Genomic DNA, 16,560 nt, shown 5'->3' with positions numbered 1-16,560 from the left:
CCACCTTCGCACGCAGCACTGACAACACCGGGAGGGGTGTCGGGGCGGGGCCTCACGACACCGGTCGCGAGTCCGTCCAGACCGACTCGAACTCCTCGCGGTAGGTCTCGAAGAGACCGTGCTCGGTGTCCTGCCCCGCCCGCACCACCGTGCGCCGCCCCCCGCCGCGCAGGACCAGCACCGGTGCCTCCATGCCCCGGGCCCGCCGCAGATAGGGCTGGACGACGCCCACGGCGTCCGCGCCGTCGCCGTCGACCAGGTACGCGGTGAAGCGCGGGGTCTCGTCGAAGACCTGGATCTCGAAGGCGCCCGGGTCGCGGAGCTTGGAGCGGACCCGGCGCATGTGGAGGATGTTCATCTCCACCGAGCGGCTCAGCTCGCCCTTCTTGAGGCCCAGTTCCCGCTCCCGGCGCTTCACCGCACTGCTTGCCGGGTTGATGAAGAGCAGCCGGACCCGGCACCCCGACTCGGCGAGCCGGACGAGCCGGCGGCCGGAGAAGTTCTGGACGAGCAGGTTGAGGCCTATGCCGATGGCGTCGAGCCGCCGCGCCCCGCCGAACAGGTCCTCGGCGGGCAGCTGGCGCTGGAGCCGGACCCGGTCGGGGTGGACCGAGACCACGTCCGCGTACCGGTCACCGACCAGCTCCTCCACCGCGTCCACCGGCAGCCGGTCGGCGGAGGGCACCGCGGCCCCGCTGCCGAGGATGTCCAGCAGTCGGGCGGAGGCCCGCTCGGCCTGGGCGAGCACCGCCTCGTTCAGCGCCCGGTTGCGGGAGACGACGTTGCGGGCCACCTCCAGCTCGTCCAGAGCCAGCTCGACATCGCGCCGGTCGTCGAAGTACGGCTCGAAGCACGGCCAGTGCTGGACCATCAGCTCGCGCAGCTGCGGCAGCGTGAGGAAGCTGAGGACGTTGTCGTCGGCCGGGTCGAGCAGATAGCCCTTGCGGCGCGAGACCTCGCGTACGGCGACGGCGCGCTGCACCCACTCCTGCCCGGCGGGTCCGGCGGCGGCCACCACCCAGTCCTCACCGTGCACCGGCTCGTAGATCGGCCGGAGCACCGCGGCGACCACCGCGCGCAGCCGCTGTTCGACCAGATTCAGCCAGATATAGGCGCGGCCCGCCCGCTGGGCTCGGGTGCGCACCTCGCTCCAGGCCTCGGCGCCCCAGTCCAGCTCGGCGCCGATCTCCATGGGCTGCGCAAGGGACACCGCCCCGGGCGGCGCATCGGTCGATTCCCCCTCGTGACCTGCGTCACCTGGGGGTAGCTCGAACCCTCCCGAGCTCACCCGCGTACCGCCTTCCACTCCCCCACCCAACGATCAAGGAAGGGTACTCCGGGAGCGGGATCCGGTGCAGCCCGATGGTCAGGCCGGTTTCTCAACTCCCGTATCGGAACGGCCTGTTCCTTTCGGCGAGATCGGGTGGAGTGAGCTGATTCATAGTGATTAGGGACCCCGACGAAGGCCGCGATCCGGACGCCCGCCGGGCGGGGCCGTCCGTAATCGCGTCCGGAGCGGCACCCCGGTGTCCGAAGTTGACCGCTGTGGCCGGAGACGGGCGACGGGACCCGGCCGCACCGCGTGACGTACTAGGTGCGCGCCCCACTTTCGGGGAGTATTCGGGGAGTAACGGGCCGAGGAAAGCCACCGCACCCGGATCAGAAGTGGAAGAGTCTCATCTATGCAGGTCTGGCCGGGACACGCTTATCCCCTCGGCGCCACCTATGACGGCGCCGGCACCAACTTCGCGGTCTTCTCCGAGGCCGCCCACCGGATCGAGTTGTGCCTGTTGCACGACGACGGTTCAGAAACGGCGGTGGAGCTCCGCGAGACCGACGCCTTCGTACGCCACGCCTATCTGCCCGGGGTGATGCCGGGTCAGCGCTACGGCTTCCGGGTGCACGGGCCCTACGAGCCCCAGCACGGACAGCGGTGCAACTCCGCGAAGCTCCTGCTCGACCCGTACGCCCGTGCGGTCGCCGGGCAGATCGAGTGGGGCGAGTCGGTGTACGGCTACCCGTTCGGGAAGCCGGACTCCCGCAACGACCTCGACTCGGCGCCGCACACCATGAGCTCGGTGGTGGTCAACCCGTACTTCGACTGGGGCGACGACCGCCGCCCCCGTACGGACTACCACCGCACAGTGATCTACGAGGCCCATGTCAAGGGCCTCACGATGCTCCACCCCGGGCTCCCGCCCGAGCTGCGCGGCACCTACGCGGGGCTCGCGCATCCGGAGGTCATCGCCCACCTGACCGAACTGGGCGTCACCGCGATCGAACTGATGCCCGTTCACCAGTTCGTCCAGGACCACCGGCTGGTGGACATGGGGCTCGCGAACTACTGGGGCTACAACACCATCGGCTTCTTCGCCCCGCACAACGCGTACGCCTCCTGGGGCGAGCGCGGGGAGCAGGTGCTGGAGTTCAAGCAGGCGGTGAAGGCCCTGCACCAGGCGGGGATCGAGGTCATCCTCGACGTCGTCTACAACCACACCGCCGAGGGCAACCACCTGGGTCCCACCCTCTCCTTCCGCGGCCTCGACAACGCCTCCTACTACCGCCTGACCGACGATCAGCGGTACTACATGGACACCACGGGCACCGGGAACTCCCTGCTCATGCGGTCCCCGCACGTACTCCAGATGATCATGGACTCGCTGCGGTACTGGGTGACCGAGATGCATGTGGACGGCTTCCGCTTCGACCTGGCGGCGACCCTCGCCCGCCAGTTCCACGAGGTCGACCGGCTCTCGTCCTTCTTCGACCTGGTCCAGCAGGACCCGGTGGTCAGCCAGGTGAAGCTGATCGCCGAACCGTGGGACGTCGGCGAGGGCGGCTACCAGGTGGGCAACTTCCCGCCGCTGTGGACCGAGTGGAACGGGAAGTACCGCGACACGGTCCGCGACCTGTGGCGGGGCGAGCCGCGCACCCTGGCCGAGTTCGCCGGGCGGCTGACGGGCTCCTCCGACCTCTACCAGGACGACGGGCGCCGCCCGCTCGCCTCGATCAACTTCACCACCTGCCACGACGGTTTCACCCTGCACGACATGGTGTCGTACAACGACAAGCGGAACGACGCCAACGGCGAGGGCAACCGGGACGGCGAGAGCCACAACCGGTCCTGGAACTGCGGCGCCGAGGGCGAGACGGACGATCCGGAGGTCCTGGAGCTGCGGGGCCGGCAGATGCGGAACTTCATCGCCACGCTGATGCTGTCGCAGGGCGTGCCGATGCTGAGCCACGGGGACGAGTTCGCCCGGACGCAGAAGGGCAACAACAACGCCTACTGCCAGGACAACGAGCTCTCCTGGATCCACTGGCCCGACCCGGACGCCCCGGACGACGAGTTCCGCCGGAATCTGCTGGAGTTCACCCGGTCCATGGTGTGGCTCCGCCGCGACCACCCGGTCTTCCGGCGCCGCCGCTTCTTCCACGGGCGGCCGGTGGAGGGTACCCACGACGAGCTGTCCGACATCGCCTGGTTCACCCCCGAGGGCCAGGAGATGGCCCAGCGGGACTGGCAGGCGGCCCACGCCAAGGCGATGACGGTCTTCCTCAACGGCCATGCGATCTCCGAGCCGGGGCCGCGCGGGGAGCGGATCTCCGACGATTCGTTCCTGCTGATGTTCAACGCGAGCGCCGAGACACTGGAGTTCGCCGTCCCGGTGGACCACGGGGAGCAGTGGCAGGTCGTCGTGGACACGGCACTCCCGGAGGGGGTGCCCCCGGGGACGGGCCCCAAGGTGGCCGAGGGCGAGCAGGTCACGCTGATCGGCCGCAGCCTCGCCGTGCTGAAGCGCCCCGTCTGAAGCCCTGCCCTCCGTACCGGCGGGGGTGAGCGTCCCGCCCGGGGTGACACAGTTCGCCCCGGGCGGGGTACGTAGAAGTCCATGACGCCCACCGCCACGTACCGGCTTCAGCTCCAGCCCGACTTCCCCTTCCCGGCGGCCGAGAAGGCGGTGCCGTACCTGGCCGCGCTCGGCGTCTCCCACCTCCACCTCTCGCCCGTCCTGGAGGCGGTTCCCGGCTCCCGGCACGGTTACGACGTGGTCGACCACAGCCGCGTACGGGAGGAGCTGGGCGGTGAGGAGGGGCTGCGGAGCCTCGCCGCCACCGCCCGGGAGCACGGGCTCGGGCTGGTCCTGGACATCGTGCCCAACCACATGGCCGCCGTGCCCCGGCACAACCGGCAGCTCTGGGAGGTGCTCCGCGAGGGCCGGGCCTCCCCGTACGCCCGCTGGTTCGACATCGACTGGGCGGCGGGCGGCGACAAGGTGCTCCTCCCGGTCCTGGCCGGTCCGCTCGGCGGGGAGCTGGACGCCTTCTCCGTCGACGTCGGCGAGGACGGGGAGGTGCTGCGCTACGGCGAACAGGAGTTCCCGCTGCGGGCGGGCACGGCGGACCTTCCGCTTCCGGAACTGCTGGACGCCCAGCACTACCGGCTCGCCTGGTGGCGCCTGGCCCGCACCGAGCTGAACTACCGCCGCTTCTTCACCGTCTCGGAGCTGATCGGGGTCCGCGTCGAGCACCCCGAGGTCTTCGACGCCACGCACTCCAAGGTCCTCGAACTGCTCCGCGACGGGGTGCTCGACGGGCTGCGCATCGACCACCCGGACGGCCTCGCCGACCCGGCCGCGTATCTGCGGCAGCTGAACGAGGCCACCGGCGGCCGGTGGACGGTCGTGGAGAAGATCCTCACCGGCGACGAGCCCCTCCCGGCCGGCTGGGCGGTCGCCGGGACGACCGGGTACGACGCCCTGCACCGGATCGACGGGCTGTTCACGGACCCGGACGGGGCGGCGGAGCTGCTCGGCCGCTACCGGGAGTTCGCGGGCCCGCCCGGGGACCGGGGCGGCTACTGGAAGGCGACCGTCCGCCGGGCCGCGTACCGGGTGGCCACCCACGAACTGGCCTCCGAGACGGCCTGGCTGACCCGGCTGGCCGCCTCCGTCTGCGCCGGGGACCCGGCCCTGCGCGACCACGCGCCCTGGGCGCTGCGGACGGCAATCCGGGAGCTGCTGGTACGGGTGCCGGTCTACCGGCCGTACGTCACGGCGGGCGAGGAGCCGACCCTGATCGCGGAGGAGACCCTTCCGGACGATGCCGTACGGGACGCGAAGGCGGTGTTCTCCGTGCCGGAGGAGGCCGCCGCCGTCGATGTCGTACGGGATCTGGCGCTCGGGCGGCTGGGAGAGGGGGAGGAACAGGTGTCCTTCTGCGCCCGGTTCGCGCAGACGGCGTCCGCGCTGCACGCCAAGTCGGTGGAGGACACCGCGTTCTACCGGTACGTGCCGCTGATCTCGGCCACGGAGGTGGGCGGGGACCCCGGGCAGCCCGCGGTGACGGTGGACGGGTTCCACGCCTTCGCCACCCGGATCGCCCGGGACTGGCCCGCCACGGGAACGGTCCTGACCACGCACGACACCAAGCGAAGCGCCGATGTCCGGGCCCGGATCGCGGTGCTGTCGGAGTGTCCGGAGCGGTGGGCCGGGCTGGTGGCCGAGCTGACCGAGGCGACACCCGTCGCGGCGCCGGACCCGCAGCTCGCCTGGCAGGCCTGGCAGTCCTCGTACGGCTGCGCCCCGCTGCCCGCCGAGGAGCTGGGCGCCCGGCTGGAGCCCGCCCTGCTCAAGGCGGTGCGTGAGGCGGGGCTGTTCACCAGCTGGACGGAGCCGGACGAGGCGTACGAGAGGGCGGTGACGGACTTCGTGGCGGCCGGTTCGGGCAGCGGGTCGGGTACGGCCCGGCGGCTGGTGACCGCCTTCGCGGAGTCACTCGCGCCGCACGTCCGGGCCAATGTGCTGGGGGCGGCGCTGGTGCAGCTGACGATGCCGGGGGTGCCGGACCTGTACCAGGGCACGGAGAGCGAGTACCTGGCCCTGGTCGATCCGGACAACCGGCGCCCGTTCCGGCGGCCGGAGGGGCCGGCGGAGGAGAAGCAGGTGGTGACGGCGGCGGCGCTGGGGCTGCGGCGGGAGCTGCCGGAGGTGTTCGGGGAGTCGGGGACGTACGTACCGCTGGAGGCGCGGGGTCCGGCGGCCGGGCATGTGGTGGCGTTCTCCCGGTCGGGCGAGGTGGCGGTGGCGGTGACCCGGCTGTCGCTGCGGCTCGCGGAGGGCGGGGGGTGGCGGGACACGGTGGTGGAGCTGCCGGACTCGGGGCCGTGGCGGGATGTGCTGGACCCGGGGGCGGGGCGGGAGTTCACGGGGGGTGCGGTGGCGGCGGCCGAGCTGTTCGGTGAGCGGCCGGTGGCGCTGTTGCGGAGGGTGCGGGGGTGAGCCGGGGGGCGGCGGTGATCCCTCGCCCTGCGGTGCAGGGCCCTCGCCCTGCGGTGCGGCGGGGGTGGTGCCCGTATCGGCCGTCCTGATCAGGACGGCCGTACGAGCAGGGCCCGCGGCCCCCGTGTGAGTACCCCGCTGGACGCCGGGCGGAAGCCCTCGGCCCAGCGGATGCGGGGCATCGCCGTCAGCAGGGCGCGCAGTCCGTGTTCCGCCTCCAGCCGGCCGAGCAGGGCGGCGGGGCAGCCGGCCGGCCCGGTGAGCAGCGGGTCGGCGTCGGCGCGCAGCGGGTCGAAGCGGTCGGGGGCGGCGAACCGGGCCGGGTCGCGCCCCGCCGCGCCGATGAGGCAGGCGACAGGCGCCCCGGCGGGCAGCATGCCGCCGCTGACGCGGACCTCGGTGCGGGTGCGGCGCAGCACGATCTGGACGGGCGGGTCGCGGCGCAGCGTCTCCGTCCAGGCCCGGCCCAGCAACATCCCGGCCCCGGCCCCGGAGCCCGCCACGGCGGCCAGCAGGTCGGGGTCGTCCAGCATGTTCGCGAGGAACGAGGCCAGGGCCCTCTCCCGGAGCCCGGTGTGCCGGGCGCAGTCTCCGGTGCCCCCGCCGGGCCGCTGGTGGGCGGCGGGGCGGGGCGGGGCGTTCAGGTCCGGGTAGGAGAGCCCGGCCGCCACCGCATCGGCCCCGGCGGGGAGCCACCGGCAGAACTCGCCGACCAGGTCCGCCCGGTCCCGCCCGGCTATCCGGCGCGCCAGGACGTACGCGGTGCGCTCGACGGCGGAGAGGGTCGCGGGTGTGCTCGCCGGAGTCGCACGCGGACTCGAATCCGCACTCGGACCCGGTGCCGTGACGCCGTCCGGCAGCGGTGTGCAGACGAGGCTCCCGCGGCAGAGCCCCAGCGGGGCGGGGACCGGTCCGCGCGGGGCCCCGTCGTGCGGGTAGCCGGTGAAGCGGGGGTCGGTGAGGGCCAGGGCCACGTCGGCGTACCGGCTCAGCAGCCAGGCGCCGAGCCCCGGGTCGTAACCGAGCGGGAAGTCGGTGCGCAGGACGCAGTAGAGGCGCAGGCGGTACGGATCCGTCGAGGCGCCCGGCTCCAGCAGTCCCGGCTGTCCGCCCGCGAGCCGGTGCGGACGGCGGGCGGTGGGCAGGGCCTCGGAGCGGTCGGCCGGCATCCCTCGTCGCCCCCTGCGGTCATGGCGCCGCCTGTCGGCGCACCTGGCTCTCAGCGGACCACTGACGGGGGCCCGGCGCAGTCGACGTACGCCCGTTCGGGTGAGGGGGCTCCGGGGCGGAAGGGCCTCGGCGGCCGGATTCCGGTGTCCGGCAGGGTGGTGAGCAGCTCGGTGAGGGCCGCCGCCCCGCCGGTCAGGGGCACCCGGGAGAAGACGGCGAGGGCGCGCAGCCAGGGTGGGGGCCCGGCTGCTGGAGACGGAGGTGGTCGAGGACGGGGTGCGGGCGGTCGTGCGGGCCGCGCGGGGCGGGACGGTCACGGTGGCGGCCGAGCGGCTGCTGGTCGCGGTCGGCCGGGAGCCGGCGAGGGACGGTCCGGGGCTCGCGGCGGCGGGGCCGGCCACGGACGGACGGGGCCATGTGGTGCCGGCCGACCGGTCGCGGCTGGAGACGGCGGTGCCGGGCATCCACGTGGTGGGCGACCTGCTGCCGCCGCCCTCCCTCGGGCCGGCCCACGCACCGTTCGCCGAGGGGCTGTTGGTGGCGGAGGCGCCGGCCGGGCTGCGTACGGCCCCGGTCGACCACGCCACCGTCCCCCGGGTCACGTACTCCTCGCCGCAGACCGTGGCGGTGGGCCTGACCGAGGCTCAGGCCCGGGACACCGGGCACGACGTGGTGGTGAACACCCTGCCGCCGACCGCCGTCGCCAAGGGCATGGTGCACGGCTGGGGTGGGGCCCGCACCAGCAGCACCGATAGCGGGCGTGACCGGATCAGGCGGGCGGGTGGAGTGACAGGGCGGTCAGGCAGGCGGGCGGAGCGAGGGTGCCGTCAGACGGAAGCTCATCCGGCCGAAGCTGACCTGGTCCCCGTCGCGCACCGGGATCGAGCCGACGAGCCGTTGGCCGTTGACGCAGGTGCCGTTGGTGGAGCCGAGGTCGCGGAGCACCCAGCGGCCGTTCTGCACGGTGAGTTCGGCGTGCAGCCGGGAGACCGTCTCGTGGTTGAGGCGCAGCCCGTTGCCCGGGTCGCGGCCGATGAGCAGCGGATAGGGGCTCGGTGCGGGGAGCAGCAGCTTCGGGAGCCGCTCGGTCTGCCAGGCCCGGCGCAGCCGTCCGGGGAAGGCGGATATTCCGCCGACGGCCCTGACCAGCCCCTGTGAGAAGCGGCTGCCGGAGTCCAGGTCCGAGGTGAGGGCCGCCAGCTCCTCGGGACGGCGGGCGACGAGGGCGAGCTCCATGCGCCGCATGAAGGTGTCGTGCGACAGCTTGCCCTGTGCGGCACCCTCTCTGAGCACGCCGAGGACACGGTCGCGCTGGGCGTCCGACAGCCGCGCGGGATACGTGTTGAACTCGAAGGAGGACGTCACATCGACGATTGTCGGGCCGAGGGGCCCGAAGTGTCCAGAACAGCTCTGCTTCCCGCCCGTGCTGACCTGCGCCGGGGCTCGGCGCGTTAATCGGTGGACACGGTGTCCGGGCCCCGGCTACGGTCGGCACCGACATCGGCCCAGGCCGTGGAAGTCCTGGAAGGGGGCGAAACCGTGCGTGAGAACACCACCGGCATGACCGGCATCCGCAGCTTCTCGCCCCCGCGCTCCCGCCCCGTCCACCGGGCGGTGTCGGACTCCGTCTGACGTCCGGGAAAACCTGACGTCAGACGTTCGACCGGGAGCGCGGTATCCCGTCCCCGGAGGACACTTTCATGACCGATCTGGTCATTCGCGCGCTCACCCCGAGCGACGCCGATCTTTTCCATTCCCTTCACGACACCGCTCTCGTCGGCCGTGGCGCCTTCGGCCACCGTTACGCCACTGTGGCGGACGGCGGCGAGTACCGCCCCGACTGGACCTGGGCCGCCCTGCGCGGCAACACCGTGGTGGCCAGGGCCGCCTGGTGGGGCTCCCCCGACGACACCGCGCCCATCGCGCTCGACTGGTTCGACTTCGCGCCCGGCGAGGAGGAGGCGGGCGCCGAACTCCTGCGCCGGGCCCCCTTCCGTAGCGAGTACTCCCTGCTGGTGCCGCCCGGCTGGCGGGAGGCGCCCGAGGTCCGGGCCGCCGCCGAGGGCCAGATCGCCGCCGCGCGGGCGGCCGGGATGGAGGTCCTCGTCGAGCGCTACCGCTATACGTGGACGCCGGACTGCCCGCTGCCCGAGCGGCCGGGCCGGCTCATCTTCCGCCCCGAGCCGGACGACGCCGTGATCCTCGACGTCCTGCGCCGGGTCCACTCGGTCACGCTGGACGCCCACGCCCGGCGGGACATCGAGGGCCCGGGCGGACTGGAGGCGGCGGCCCGGTCGGAGCTGGACTTCTTCCACTGGTGCCCCTCGCCCCGTGAGTGGTGGCAGCTCGCGTACACGCCGGACGGCGAGGTGGCGGGCATCCAGGTGCCGGCGCACAACCCGTCCGGGCCGTGCATCGGCTTCATCGGGGTCGTCCCCGAGGCGCGCGGCCACGGGTACGGCTACGACCTGCTGGTGGAGTGCACCCGCTTCCTGGTGGAACAGGGCGCGGAGTCCATCGCGGGCGCGACGGACCGCGCGAACGCGCCGATGGCGGCCGCGTTCGCCCGCGCCGGTCACCCCGTCACTCAGGAGCGGATCGACCTGGTGTTCGCTCAGGAGTGAGTGACCCGCTCGCCGTCTCCTCGGCGAGCCAGTCCAGCCGGAGTTGCTGCTCGGCGGGGATCGTCGCGTCCTCGCCGCGCGGCCCCACGTTGAGCAGCAGGTTCCCGCCGTCGGCCGCCGTGTCGCGGACCAGTGAGGTCAGCGCGCGGCGGTCGATGAAGGCGTCCGGGCCGGAGTTGCGGTTGTAGCCGAAGCTGTGGTCGATGCCCCGGGTGATCTCGTACGGGTCGGAGCCGGTGTACCGGGCGTACTCCGGCGTACGGAAGTCGAAGTCGGGCGGGGTGCGGGGGACGAACCCCTCGCCCTGCGCCACCGTGCGCCGGTCCCACCAGTTGTAGAGGGACTTGGCGCCCGGCAGGCCCAGTGCCCGCCAGTGCGGGGCGTACGGCAGCAGGCGGTCGTTGACGACGCCGTGCGGGACGGTGAAGCGGTAGAAGTCGGTGAGGGAGCGGATCCCGGTGGCGGCGGCCGGCCAGGCGATGTCGTTCCAGAGGATGTCGGGGCGGTAGCGGCGGATCAGCTCCCTCAGCTGCGCATCGGCGTAGGCGGGGTAGCGGCCGCGCGGGACGGCGGAGAACATGTCGGCCGCGGTGCCGATGGGCCGGTCGTCGAAGGTCCAGTCGAGCCCGCCCGAGTAGTAGACGCCGAACCGCAGGCCCTCGGCCCGTACGGCATCGGCGAACTCGCCGACCACGTCCCGGGCGGTGTGCCAGCCGGTGCGGTGGGGGTTCTCCGTCTCGGAGGGCCAGAGGCAGAAGCCGTCGTGGTGCTTGGTGACCAGGACCGCGTACCCGGCGCCCGCCTCGCGGAAGGAGCGGGCCCAGGCGGCCGGGTCCCAGCCGCTGAGCCCGTCCTCGAAGTCGTGGCCGAAGTCGGTGTAGGGGCGCGTGCCGTAGGTGGCGCGGTGGTGGGCGGCGGCCGGGGAGCCGGGGAAGCGCAGGGAGTTCTCGTACCACTCCGCGTACGAGGTCCAGCCGAGCGGCGCACGCCGGCCCGCCGCCGGGAGCTCCGACGGAGGGACGTAGGGCGGGGCCCAGCCGGGGACGGAGGCGGGAGTCCAGTGGACGAAGATCCCCAGCCGGGCCCGGGACCACCATGAAGCGACCATGGCGGGAGTATTGATCATTCGGGGGGAGCCGCGTAAGCCCCTTCGACCGCTTCCTTCCGGATCTGATGGTTCTGCGGCTGCTTCTGGGCGCGGATCAGGTCGCGGTACCAGGCGTACGAGGCCTTCGGCGTACGGGTGAGGGTCTCGTAGTCGATGTGCACCAGGCCGAACCGCTGCGAGGCCCCCTCCGTCCACTCCACGTTGTCGGTGAGCGACCAGGTGAAGTACCCCCGTACGTCGACCCCCGCGTCCATCGCCGCGCGGAGGGCGGTGAGGTGGCTCTCCAGGTAGGCGATACGGCGGTCGTCGGCGAGCGGCTCGTCCAGGGCGCAGCCGTTCTCGGTGATGTGGAGCGGCGGGAGGCGGTCGCCGTAGCGGCGGTGCAGCAGGGTGAGGATCTCGGTGAACCCCTCGGGGACGACGGGCCAGCCGAAGCCGGTCTTCTCGTACCCCTCGATCTCGCGTATCCCGAAGGGGAGTCCGGCGGGCATCGCGAAGCCGGAGAAGGTCTCCAGGGCCTCCGGCCGTGGGGCGCCGACGAGGGTCGGGTTGTAGTAGTTGACGCCGTACCAGTCGAGCGGGGTCGAGATCACCTTGAGGTCGTCGGCGACCGGGCCCGGCATCAGGGCGGCGAGGCCGTCGTCCGGGTAGCGGCCGGTGAGGACGGGGTCGGCGAAGAGCCAGTTGGTGAGCGTGTCGTACAGCTCCGCGCCGAAGCGGTCCTCGTCGGAGTCGCCGGCCGTCCAGACCGGGGCGTGGGAGAGCGCGATGCCGATGTTGTCGGCGCCCGCCGCACGCAGGGCCCGGACGGCGAGGCCGTGGGCGAGGAGCTGGTGATGGGCGGCGGGCAGGGCGTCGAAGAGGAGGGCGCGGCCCGGGGCGTGCTCGCCCAGGGCGTAGCCGAGCATCGTGACCTCGGCGGGTTCGTTGATGGTGATCCACATCGGGACCCGGTCCGCGAGCCGTTCGGCGACGATTCCCGCGTACTCGGCGAAGCGGTACGCGGTGTCCCGGTCGAGCCAGCCGCCCGTCTCCTCCAGCGGGAGCGGGGTGTCCCAGTGGTAGAGCGTGGGGGCGGGGGTGATGCCGTGGGCGCAGAGCTCGTCGACGAGCCGGTCGTAGAAGTCGAGGCCGTCGGCGTTGACGGCTCCGCTGCCCCCCGGGACCACGCGGGGCCAGCTGATGGAGAACCGGAAGGCGTCGGCGCCGAGCCCGGAGAGCAGGGCGACGTCCTCGCGGTAGCGGGCGTGGAAGCCGGTGCCCCGGGTGGTGTCGGTGCCGTCCTTGATCCGGCCGGGCAGGGCGGCGAAGGCGTCCCAGCCCGAGGGGCCCTTGCCGTCGGCGTCCACCGCCCCTTCGGTCTGGAAGGCGGAGGCGGAGGCTCCCCAGAGGAAGCCGGGCGGGAACTGCGGTACGGGCATCTCGGCCTCCATGAGCCGTACGTATGAACAGAACCTGTATGAGCGGGAGCCGGCCGGGCAATGATCAGGACCAGACCTTAATGGCCGGTGACGGGCCGGTTCTAGGGGTGCGCGGTCGCGGGGTGGGGTGCGCCGGTCCCGGCGACCTCTCGCCCGGTCCGCGCGGCGATCCGGCGATGTGACGATCCGGTACGGACGAGGAGTGGTGGATGCAGTTCGAGGTGTGGGCCCCCGAGGCGGACACGGTCGTACTGGAGGCGGCGGAGGTCCGCTACCCGATGGAGCGCGACCCGCTGCGGGAGGGGTGGTGGAGCGCCGGGGCGGAGGCGGTGGACGGGGACCGTTACGGGTTCCGGGTGGACGACGGGCCGCTGCTGCCCGACCCCCGTTCGCGGCGCCAGCCGGACGGGCCCGACGGGCCGAGCGCGGTCGTCGACCAGGGGGCGTACGCCTGGCGCGAGGGCTGGGCGGGGCGGCGGCTGACCCGGGCGGTCCTGTACGAGCTGCACGTGGGGACGTACACCCCGGAGGGCACCTTCGACGCGGCGGCGGCCCGGCTGGGCCATCTGGCGGAGCTGGGCGTCACCCATGTGTCGCTGATGCCGGTCTGCCCGTTCCCCGGCACCAACGGGTGGGGGTACGAGGGGGTCTCGCTCTGGGCGGTGCACGAGCCGTACGGCGGCCCGGAGGGACTGAAGCGCTTTGTCGACACGGCGCACGGGCTGGGGCTCGGGGTGATCCTGGACGTGGTCCACAACCACCTGGGCCCGTCCGGCAACTACCTGCCCGCCTTCGGCCCGTACTTCACCGACACCCACCACACGCCATGGGGCGCGGCGGTCAACCTGGACGCGCCGGGCTCGGACGAGGTGCGGGCGTTCCTGCTGGGCAGCGCGCTGGCCTGGCTGCGGGACTACCGGCTCGACGGGCTGCGGCTGGACGCCGTGCACGCGCTCGCCGACACCCGGGCGCTCACCTTCCTGGAGGAGCTGTCCACGGCGGTCGACGCGCTGGCGGTGGAGCTGGGGCGGCCGCTGGGGCTGATCGCCGAGTCCGACCTCTGCGACCCGCGCACCACCACCCCGCGCCCGGCGGGCGGTCTCGGGCTGCACGCCCAGTGGAACGACGACTTCCACCACGCCCTGCACACCGCGCTCACCGGCGAGTCCCAGGGCTACTACGCGGACTTCGCCCGGGCCCCGCTCGCCGCCCTGGCCAAGACCGTGACGTCGGCGTTCTTCCACAACGGGACGTGGTCCAGCTTCCGGGGCCGCACCCACGGCCGCCCGGTCGACGTGACCCGCTCCCCGGCCCACCGCTTCGTCGGCTACGCCCAGACCCACGACCAGATCGGCAACCGGGCCCTCGGCGACCGCCTCGCCGCCTCCCTCTCCCCCGGCCTCCAGGCGTGCGCCGCCACCCTCGTACTGACCGGCCCGTTCACGCCGATGCTGTTCATGGGCGAGGAGTGGGGGGCGCGCACCCCGTGGCAGTTCTTCACCGACCACACCGATCCGGAGCTGGCGGAGGCCGTACGCAACGGCAGGCGGCGGGAGTTCGGCGCGCACGGCTGGGCGGAGGAGGAGATCCCCGACCCGCAGGACCCGGCGACCCGGGACCGCTCCTGTCTGGACTGGTCCGAACCCGAGCGTGAACCGCACGCGCGGCTGCTGGACTGGTACCGCCGACTGATCGCGCTGCGGCGGACGTTGCCCGACCTCCACGACCCCGACCTCGCCTCGGTGAAGACCGCGTTCGACGAGGACGCCCGCTGGATCGCGTACCGCAGGGGCGATCTGCGGATCGCGGTGAACCTGGCGGACAAGCCGGCCGCGATCCCGCTCGGCTCGGGCCGCCACCGGCGCGTCGGAGGACGGGTGGTGGCGGCCTGGGAGCCGGTCGGGGCGCCGGGGGCGGACGGGGTGCTGCATCTGCCGCCGGAGTCGTGCGTGGTGCTGGCCGACGAGTGAACTCCCCTGCTCGCAGGGCTACTCGACGATCGCCAGCTCGCGTGCGGTGGTGTTGAGGCGGCGGCCGCCGTCCTCGGTGACGGTCACGATGTCCTCGATCCGGACCCCGAAGCGGCCGGGGAGATAGATGCCCGGCTCGACGGAGAAGCACATGCCGGGGACGAGCGGCTGCTCCTCGCCCTCGATCATGTACGGGGGTTCGTGGGTGGTGACGCCGATGCCGTGGCCGGTGCGGTGGATGAAGCGGTCGCCGTAGCCGAACTCCAGGATCACCGCGCGGGCGGCGCGGTCGATCTCCTGGCAGGCGACCCCGGGCCGGACCGCCGCGCAGCCCGCCTGCTGGGCCTCGCGGACGATGTCGTGGACGCGCTGCTCCTCGGCGGTGGGCTCGCCGACGTGGACCGTACGGGAGGTGTCGGAGCCGTAACCGTGCTTCAGGCCGCCGAAGTCCAGGACGACCATGTCGCCGCGCTCGATGGTGCGTTCACCGGCCTCGTGGTGCGGGTTGGCGCCGTTGGGCCCGGAGCCGACGACGGTGAAGTCGACCTGGGAGTGCCCGAAGTGCTGGAGCAGCGCGGCGAGATCGGCGGCCACATCGGTCTCCCGGCGGCCGGAGAACCGCACCTTCAGGATCTCCTCGTACGTGGCGTCCGCCGCCGCCCCCGCCGCCGCCAGGCGCTCCAGCTCGGCGGCGTCCTTCACCGCGCGGAGCATCGGGAGCGCCTCGGTGAGGGCGATGTACGTGGTGTCGGGCAGCGCCCGCTGGAGGCCCAGGATGTGCATCGCCCAGGCGTTGTCGCTGACGGCGAAGCGGCCCTGGGCCGCGAGCAGCGGGGAGGCCACCGCGTACGGGTCCACGCCGTCGGTCCAGTCCCGCAGGGCCAGCGCGGGCGCCCCGGCGGCGGCCGCCGCGTCGGGCGCCTCCAGGGTGGGGACGACCAGGACCGGCTCCTCGCCGGCCCGCAGGACGAGGAGGGTGAGGCGTTCGGTGGAGACGGGCCGGTAGCCGGTCAGGTGGACGAGGTCGGGGCCGGGCGCGACGATCACCCCGGCCAGCCCGGCCTCGGCGGCCGAGTCGGCCGCCCTCGCCATCCGGGCCCGGTAGTCCTCGGCGGTGAAGGGCACGGGGTGCGGCGCGGGCGGGTTCGGGCTGGACATCGGGGCCTCCTGGCGGTGCGGGGGTGCGGCAGGGCGTGGCTCCCTGCATCCTGCCCGCCGGGCGGGGCGTACGCGAACAGGTTCGGGGGCGTACGGGAGTGGGCTGCCGGGAAGCCGGGCGAGGCAGCCCGGTCACAACGGCAGCCGCACCACCACGCCCGCCCGGTCACGACGGCAGCCGCACCACCACGTCGGCCAGGTCCCGGCCGCGCTCCACCAGCCGGGCGTTCGCCTCGTCGGACCGCTCCACCCACGCCCGCGCCACCGCCGGAGGCTTCCCGTACCGCACATGGCGCTCGACGAGCCGCCGCACCCGGACCTCCGGATCGAGCTCCAGGAACCACACCTCGTCCAGCAGCCCGCGCACCGGCGCCCATGGCCCCTCGTCGAGCAGCAGGTAGTTGCCCTCGGTGATGACGAGCGGGACGTCCGGGATGACGGCCAGGGCTCCGGCGACCGGCTCCTCAAGGGCGCGGTCGAAGGCGGGGGCGTACACCGGGTGGTCGGGGTCGGGGTCGCGCAGGCGCCGCAGGAGCGCCGCGTACCCCGGCGCGTCGAAGGTGTCGGGGGCACCCTTCCGGTCGGCCCGGCCGAGGCCCTCCAGCTCGGCGCCGGCGAGGTGGAAGCCGTCCATGGGGACGAGGACGGCGCGCCCCTCCAGAGCCTCGGTCACCCTCTCCGCCAGGGTGGACTTCCCGGCCCCGGGCGGCCCGGCGATCCCGAGGACGCGCCGCTCTCCGGTCTCCGCCAGCCGGCGGGCCCGGTCCGTCGCGTCGGCGAGGCCGCCGGGGGTCGTGAGGTCCAGGAAGTCCATGCGGGGCATTGTGC

The 16,560-nt window shown here is 73.5% G+C and carries 12 protein-coding genes and 1 pseudogene; 5 read left to right on the top strand and 8 right to left on the bottom strand.

The window, feature by feature from the left end; genetic code table 11:
* Positions 1-52: 52 nt before the first annotated feature.
* Complete coding sequence (locus IE264_RS19225; protein ID WP_032753643.1) at positions 53-1,288, bottom strand: DUF5919 domain-containing protein; 1,236 nt, start codon at positions 1,286-1,288, stop codon at positions 53-55.
* 394 nt (positions 1,289-1,682) lie between these two features.
* Here IE264_RS19225 and glgX point away from each other — a divergent pair, with 394 nt between their 5' ends.
* Positions 1,683-3,812 carry a glycogen debranching protein GlgX gene (glgX, locus tag IE264_RS19220; protein ID WP_032753641.1) on the top strand — a complete coding sequence of 710 codons (2,130 nt, stop codon included), beginning with the start codon at positions 1,683-1,685 and terminating at the stop codon, positions 3,810-3,812.
* An 81-nt stretch (positions 3,813-3,893) separates the two neighbouring features.
* Complete coding sequence (gene treY / locus IE264_RS19215) at positions 3,894-6,281, top strand: malto-oligosyltrehalose synthase (protein ID WP_032753640.1); 2,388 nt, start codon at positions 3,894-3,896, stop codon at positions 6,279-6,281.
* Between the two features lie 89 nt (positions 6,282-6,370).
* Here treY and IE264_RS19210 read toward each other — a convergent pair whose 3' ends face one another.
* Both IE264_RS19210 and IE264_RS19205 read right to left on the bottom strand, forming a co-directional pair.
* Positions 6,371-7,450: a cytochrome P450 gene (locus IE264_RS19210; RefSeq protein WP_032753639.1), complete on the bottom strand. Its 1,080-nt coding sequence runs from the start codon at positions 7,448-7,450 to the stop codon at positions 6,371-6,373.
* Between the two features lie 50 nt (positions 7,451-7,500).
* A complete protein-coding gene (locus IE264_RS19205; RefSeq protein WP_373301922.1) occupies positions 7,501-7,653 on the bottom strand; it encodes a hypothetical protein in 153 nt (50 codons plus the stop codon).
* Between the two features lie 32 nt (positions 7,654-7,685).
* Between IE264_RS19205 and IE264_RS19200 the strand changes: the two are divergent.
* A pseudogene (locus IE264_RS19200) lies at positions 7,686-8,183 on the top strand (oxidoreductase dimerization domain-containing protein); the annotation flags it as partial.
* Positions 8,184-8,249: 66 nt separating this feature from the next.
* Here IE264_RS19200 and IE264_RS19195 read toward each other — a convergent pair.
* Positions 8,250-8,816: a DUF1707 and FHA domain-containing protein gene (locus IE264_RS19195; RefSeq protein ID WP_031127130.1), complete on the bottom strand. Its 567-nt coding sequence runs from the start codon at positions 8,814-8,816 to the stop codon at positions 8,250-8,252.
* Positions 8,817-9,151: 335 nt separating this feature from the next.
* Here IE264_RS19195 and IE264_RS19190 point away from each other — a divergent pair, with 335 nt between their 5' ends.
* Positions 9,152-10,075, top strand: a complete 924-nt coding sequence (locus tag IE264_RS19190) for a GNAT family N-acetyltransferase (protein ID WP_032753638.1) — start codon at positions 9,152-9,154, stop codon at positions 10,073-10,075.
* Here the strand turns inward: IE264_RS19190 and IE264_RS19185 are convergent.
* Both IE264_RS19185 and IE264_RS19180 read right to left on the bottom strand, forming a co-directional pair.
* The gene (locus IE264_RS19185) at positions 10,035-11,183 is read right to left on the bottom strand and encodes an alpha-L-fucosidase (RefSeq protein ID WP_032753961.1); all 1,149 of its coding nucleotides are present in this window, start codon (positions 11,181-11,183) and stop codon (positions 10,035-10,037) included. The two genes, IE264_RS19190 and IE264_RS19185, sit on opposite strands and share 41 nt — an antisense overlap.
* Before the next feature lie 14 nt (positions 11,184-11,197).
* Entirely contained in the window at positions 11,198-12,604 is a 1,407-nt protein-coding gene (locus IE264_RS19180) for a GH1 family beta-glucosidase (RefSeq protein WP_031127126.1), read from the bottom strand.
* Between the two features lie 209 nt (positions 12,605-12,813).
* Between IE264_RS19180 and treZ the strand changes: the two genes are divergently transcribed.
* Positions 12,814-14,574, top strand: coding sequence for a malto-oligosyltrehalose trehalohydrolase (gene treZ / locus IE264_RS19175; RefSeq protein WP_015612218.1), 1,761 nt, complete (start codon positions 12,814-12,816; stop codon positions 14,572-14,574).
* An 18-nt stretch (positions 14,575-14,592) separates the two neighbouring features.
* Here treZ and IE264_RS19170 read toward each other — a convergent pair whose 3' ends face one another.
* Positions 14,593-15,732, bottom strand: a complete 1,140-nt coding sequence (locus IE264_RS19170) for an aminopeptidase P family protein (RefSeq protein ID WP_032753637.1) — start codon at positions 15,730-15,732, stop codon at positions 14,593-14,595.
* A 166-nt stretch (positions 15,733-15,898) separates the two neighbouring features.
* Entirely contained in the window at positions 15,899-16,546 is a 648-nt protein-coding gene (locus IE264_RS19165) for a nucleoside/nucleotide kinase family protein (protein ID WP_190167670.1), read from the bottom strand.
* Between the last annotated feature and the right edge of the window lie 14 nt (positions 16,547-16,560).

Origin of the sequence: Streptomyces microflavus, assembly GCF_014650075.1 — a bacterium.
GTDB lineage: Bacteria > Actinomycetota > Actinomycetes > Streptomycetales > Streptomycetaceae > Streptomyces > Streptomyces microflavus.
This window is presented reverse-complemented; position numbering and strand designations above follow the sequence as displayed.

Bases quoted from the DNA above. Each gene is read 5' to 3' on its own strand.
- IE264_RS19170 (WP_032753637.1), bottom strand. From the start codon at position 15,732: ATGTCCAGCCCGAACCCGCCCGCGCCGCACCCCGTGCCCTTCACCGCC.
- treY (WP_032753640.1), top strand. From the start codon at position 3,894: ATGACGCCCACCGCCACGTACCGGCTTCAGCTCCAGCCCGACTTCCCC.
- treZ (WP_015612218.1), top strand. From the start codon at position 12,814: ATGCAGTTCGAGGTGTGGGCCCCCGAGGCGGACACGGTCGTACTGGAG.
- IE264_RS19190 (WP_032753638.1), top strand. From the start codon at position 9,152: ATGACCGATCTGGTCATTCGCGCGCTCACCCCGAGCGACGCCGATCTT.
- IE264_RS19180 (WP_031127126.1), bottom strand. From the start codon at position 12,604: ATGCCCGTACCGCAGTTCCCGCCCGGCTTCCTCTGGGGAGCCTCCGCC.
- glgX (WP_032753641.1), top strand. From the start codon at position 1,683: ATGCAGGTCTGGCCGGGACACGCTTATCCCCTCGGCGCCACCTATGAC.
- IE264_RS19165 (WP_190167670.1), bottom strand. From the start codon at position 16,546: ATGGACTTCCTGGACCTCACGACCCCCGGCGGCCTCGCCGACGCGACG.
- IE264_RS19185 (WP_032753961.1), bottom strand. From the start codon at position 11,183: ATGGTCGCTTCATGGTGGTCCCGGGCCCGGCTGGGGATCTTCGTCCAC.
- IE264_RS19210 (WP_032753639.1), bottom strand. From the start codon at position 7,450: ATGCCGGCCGACCGCTCCGAGGCCCTGCCCACCGCCCGCCGTCCGCAC.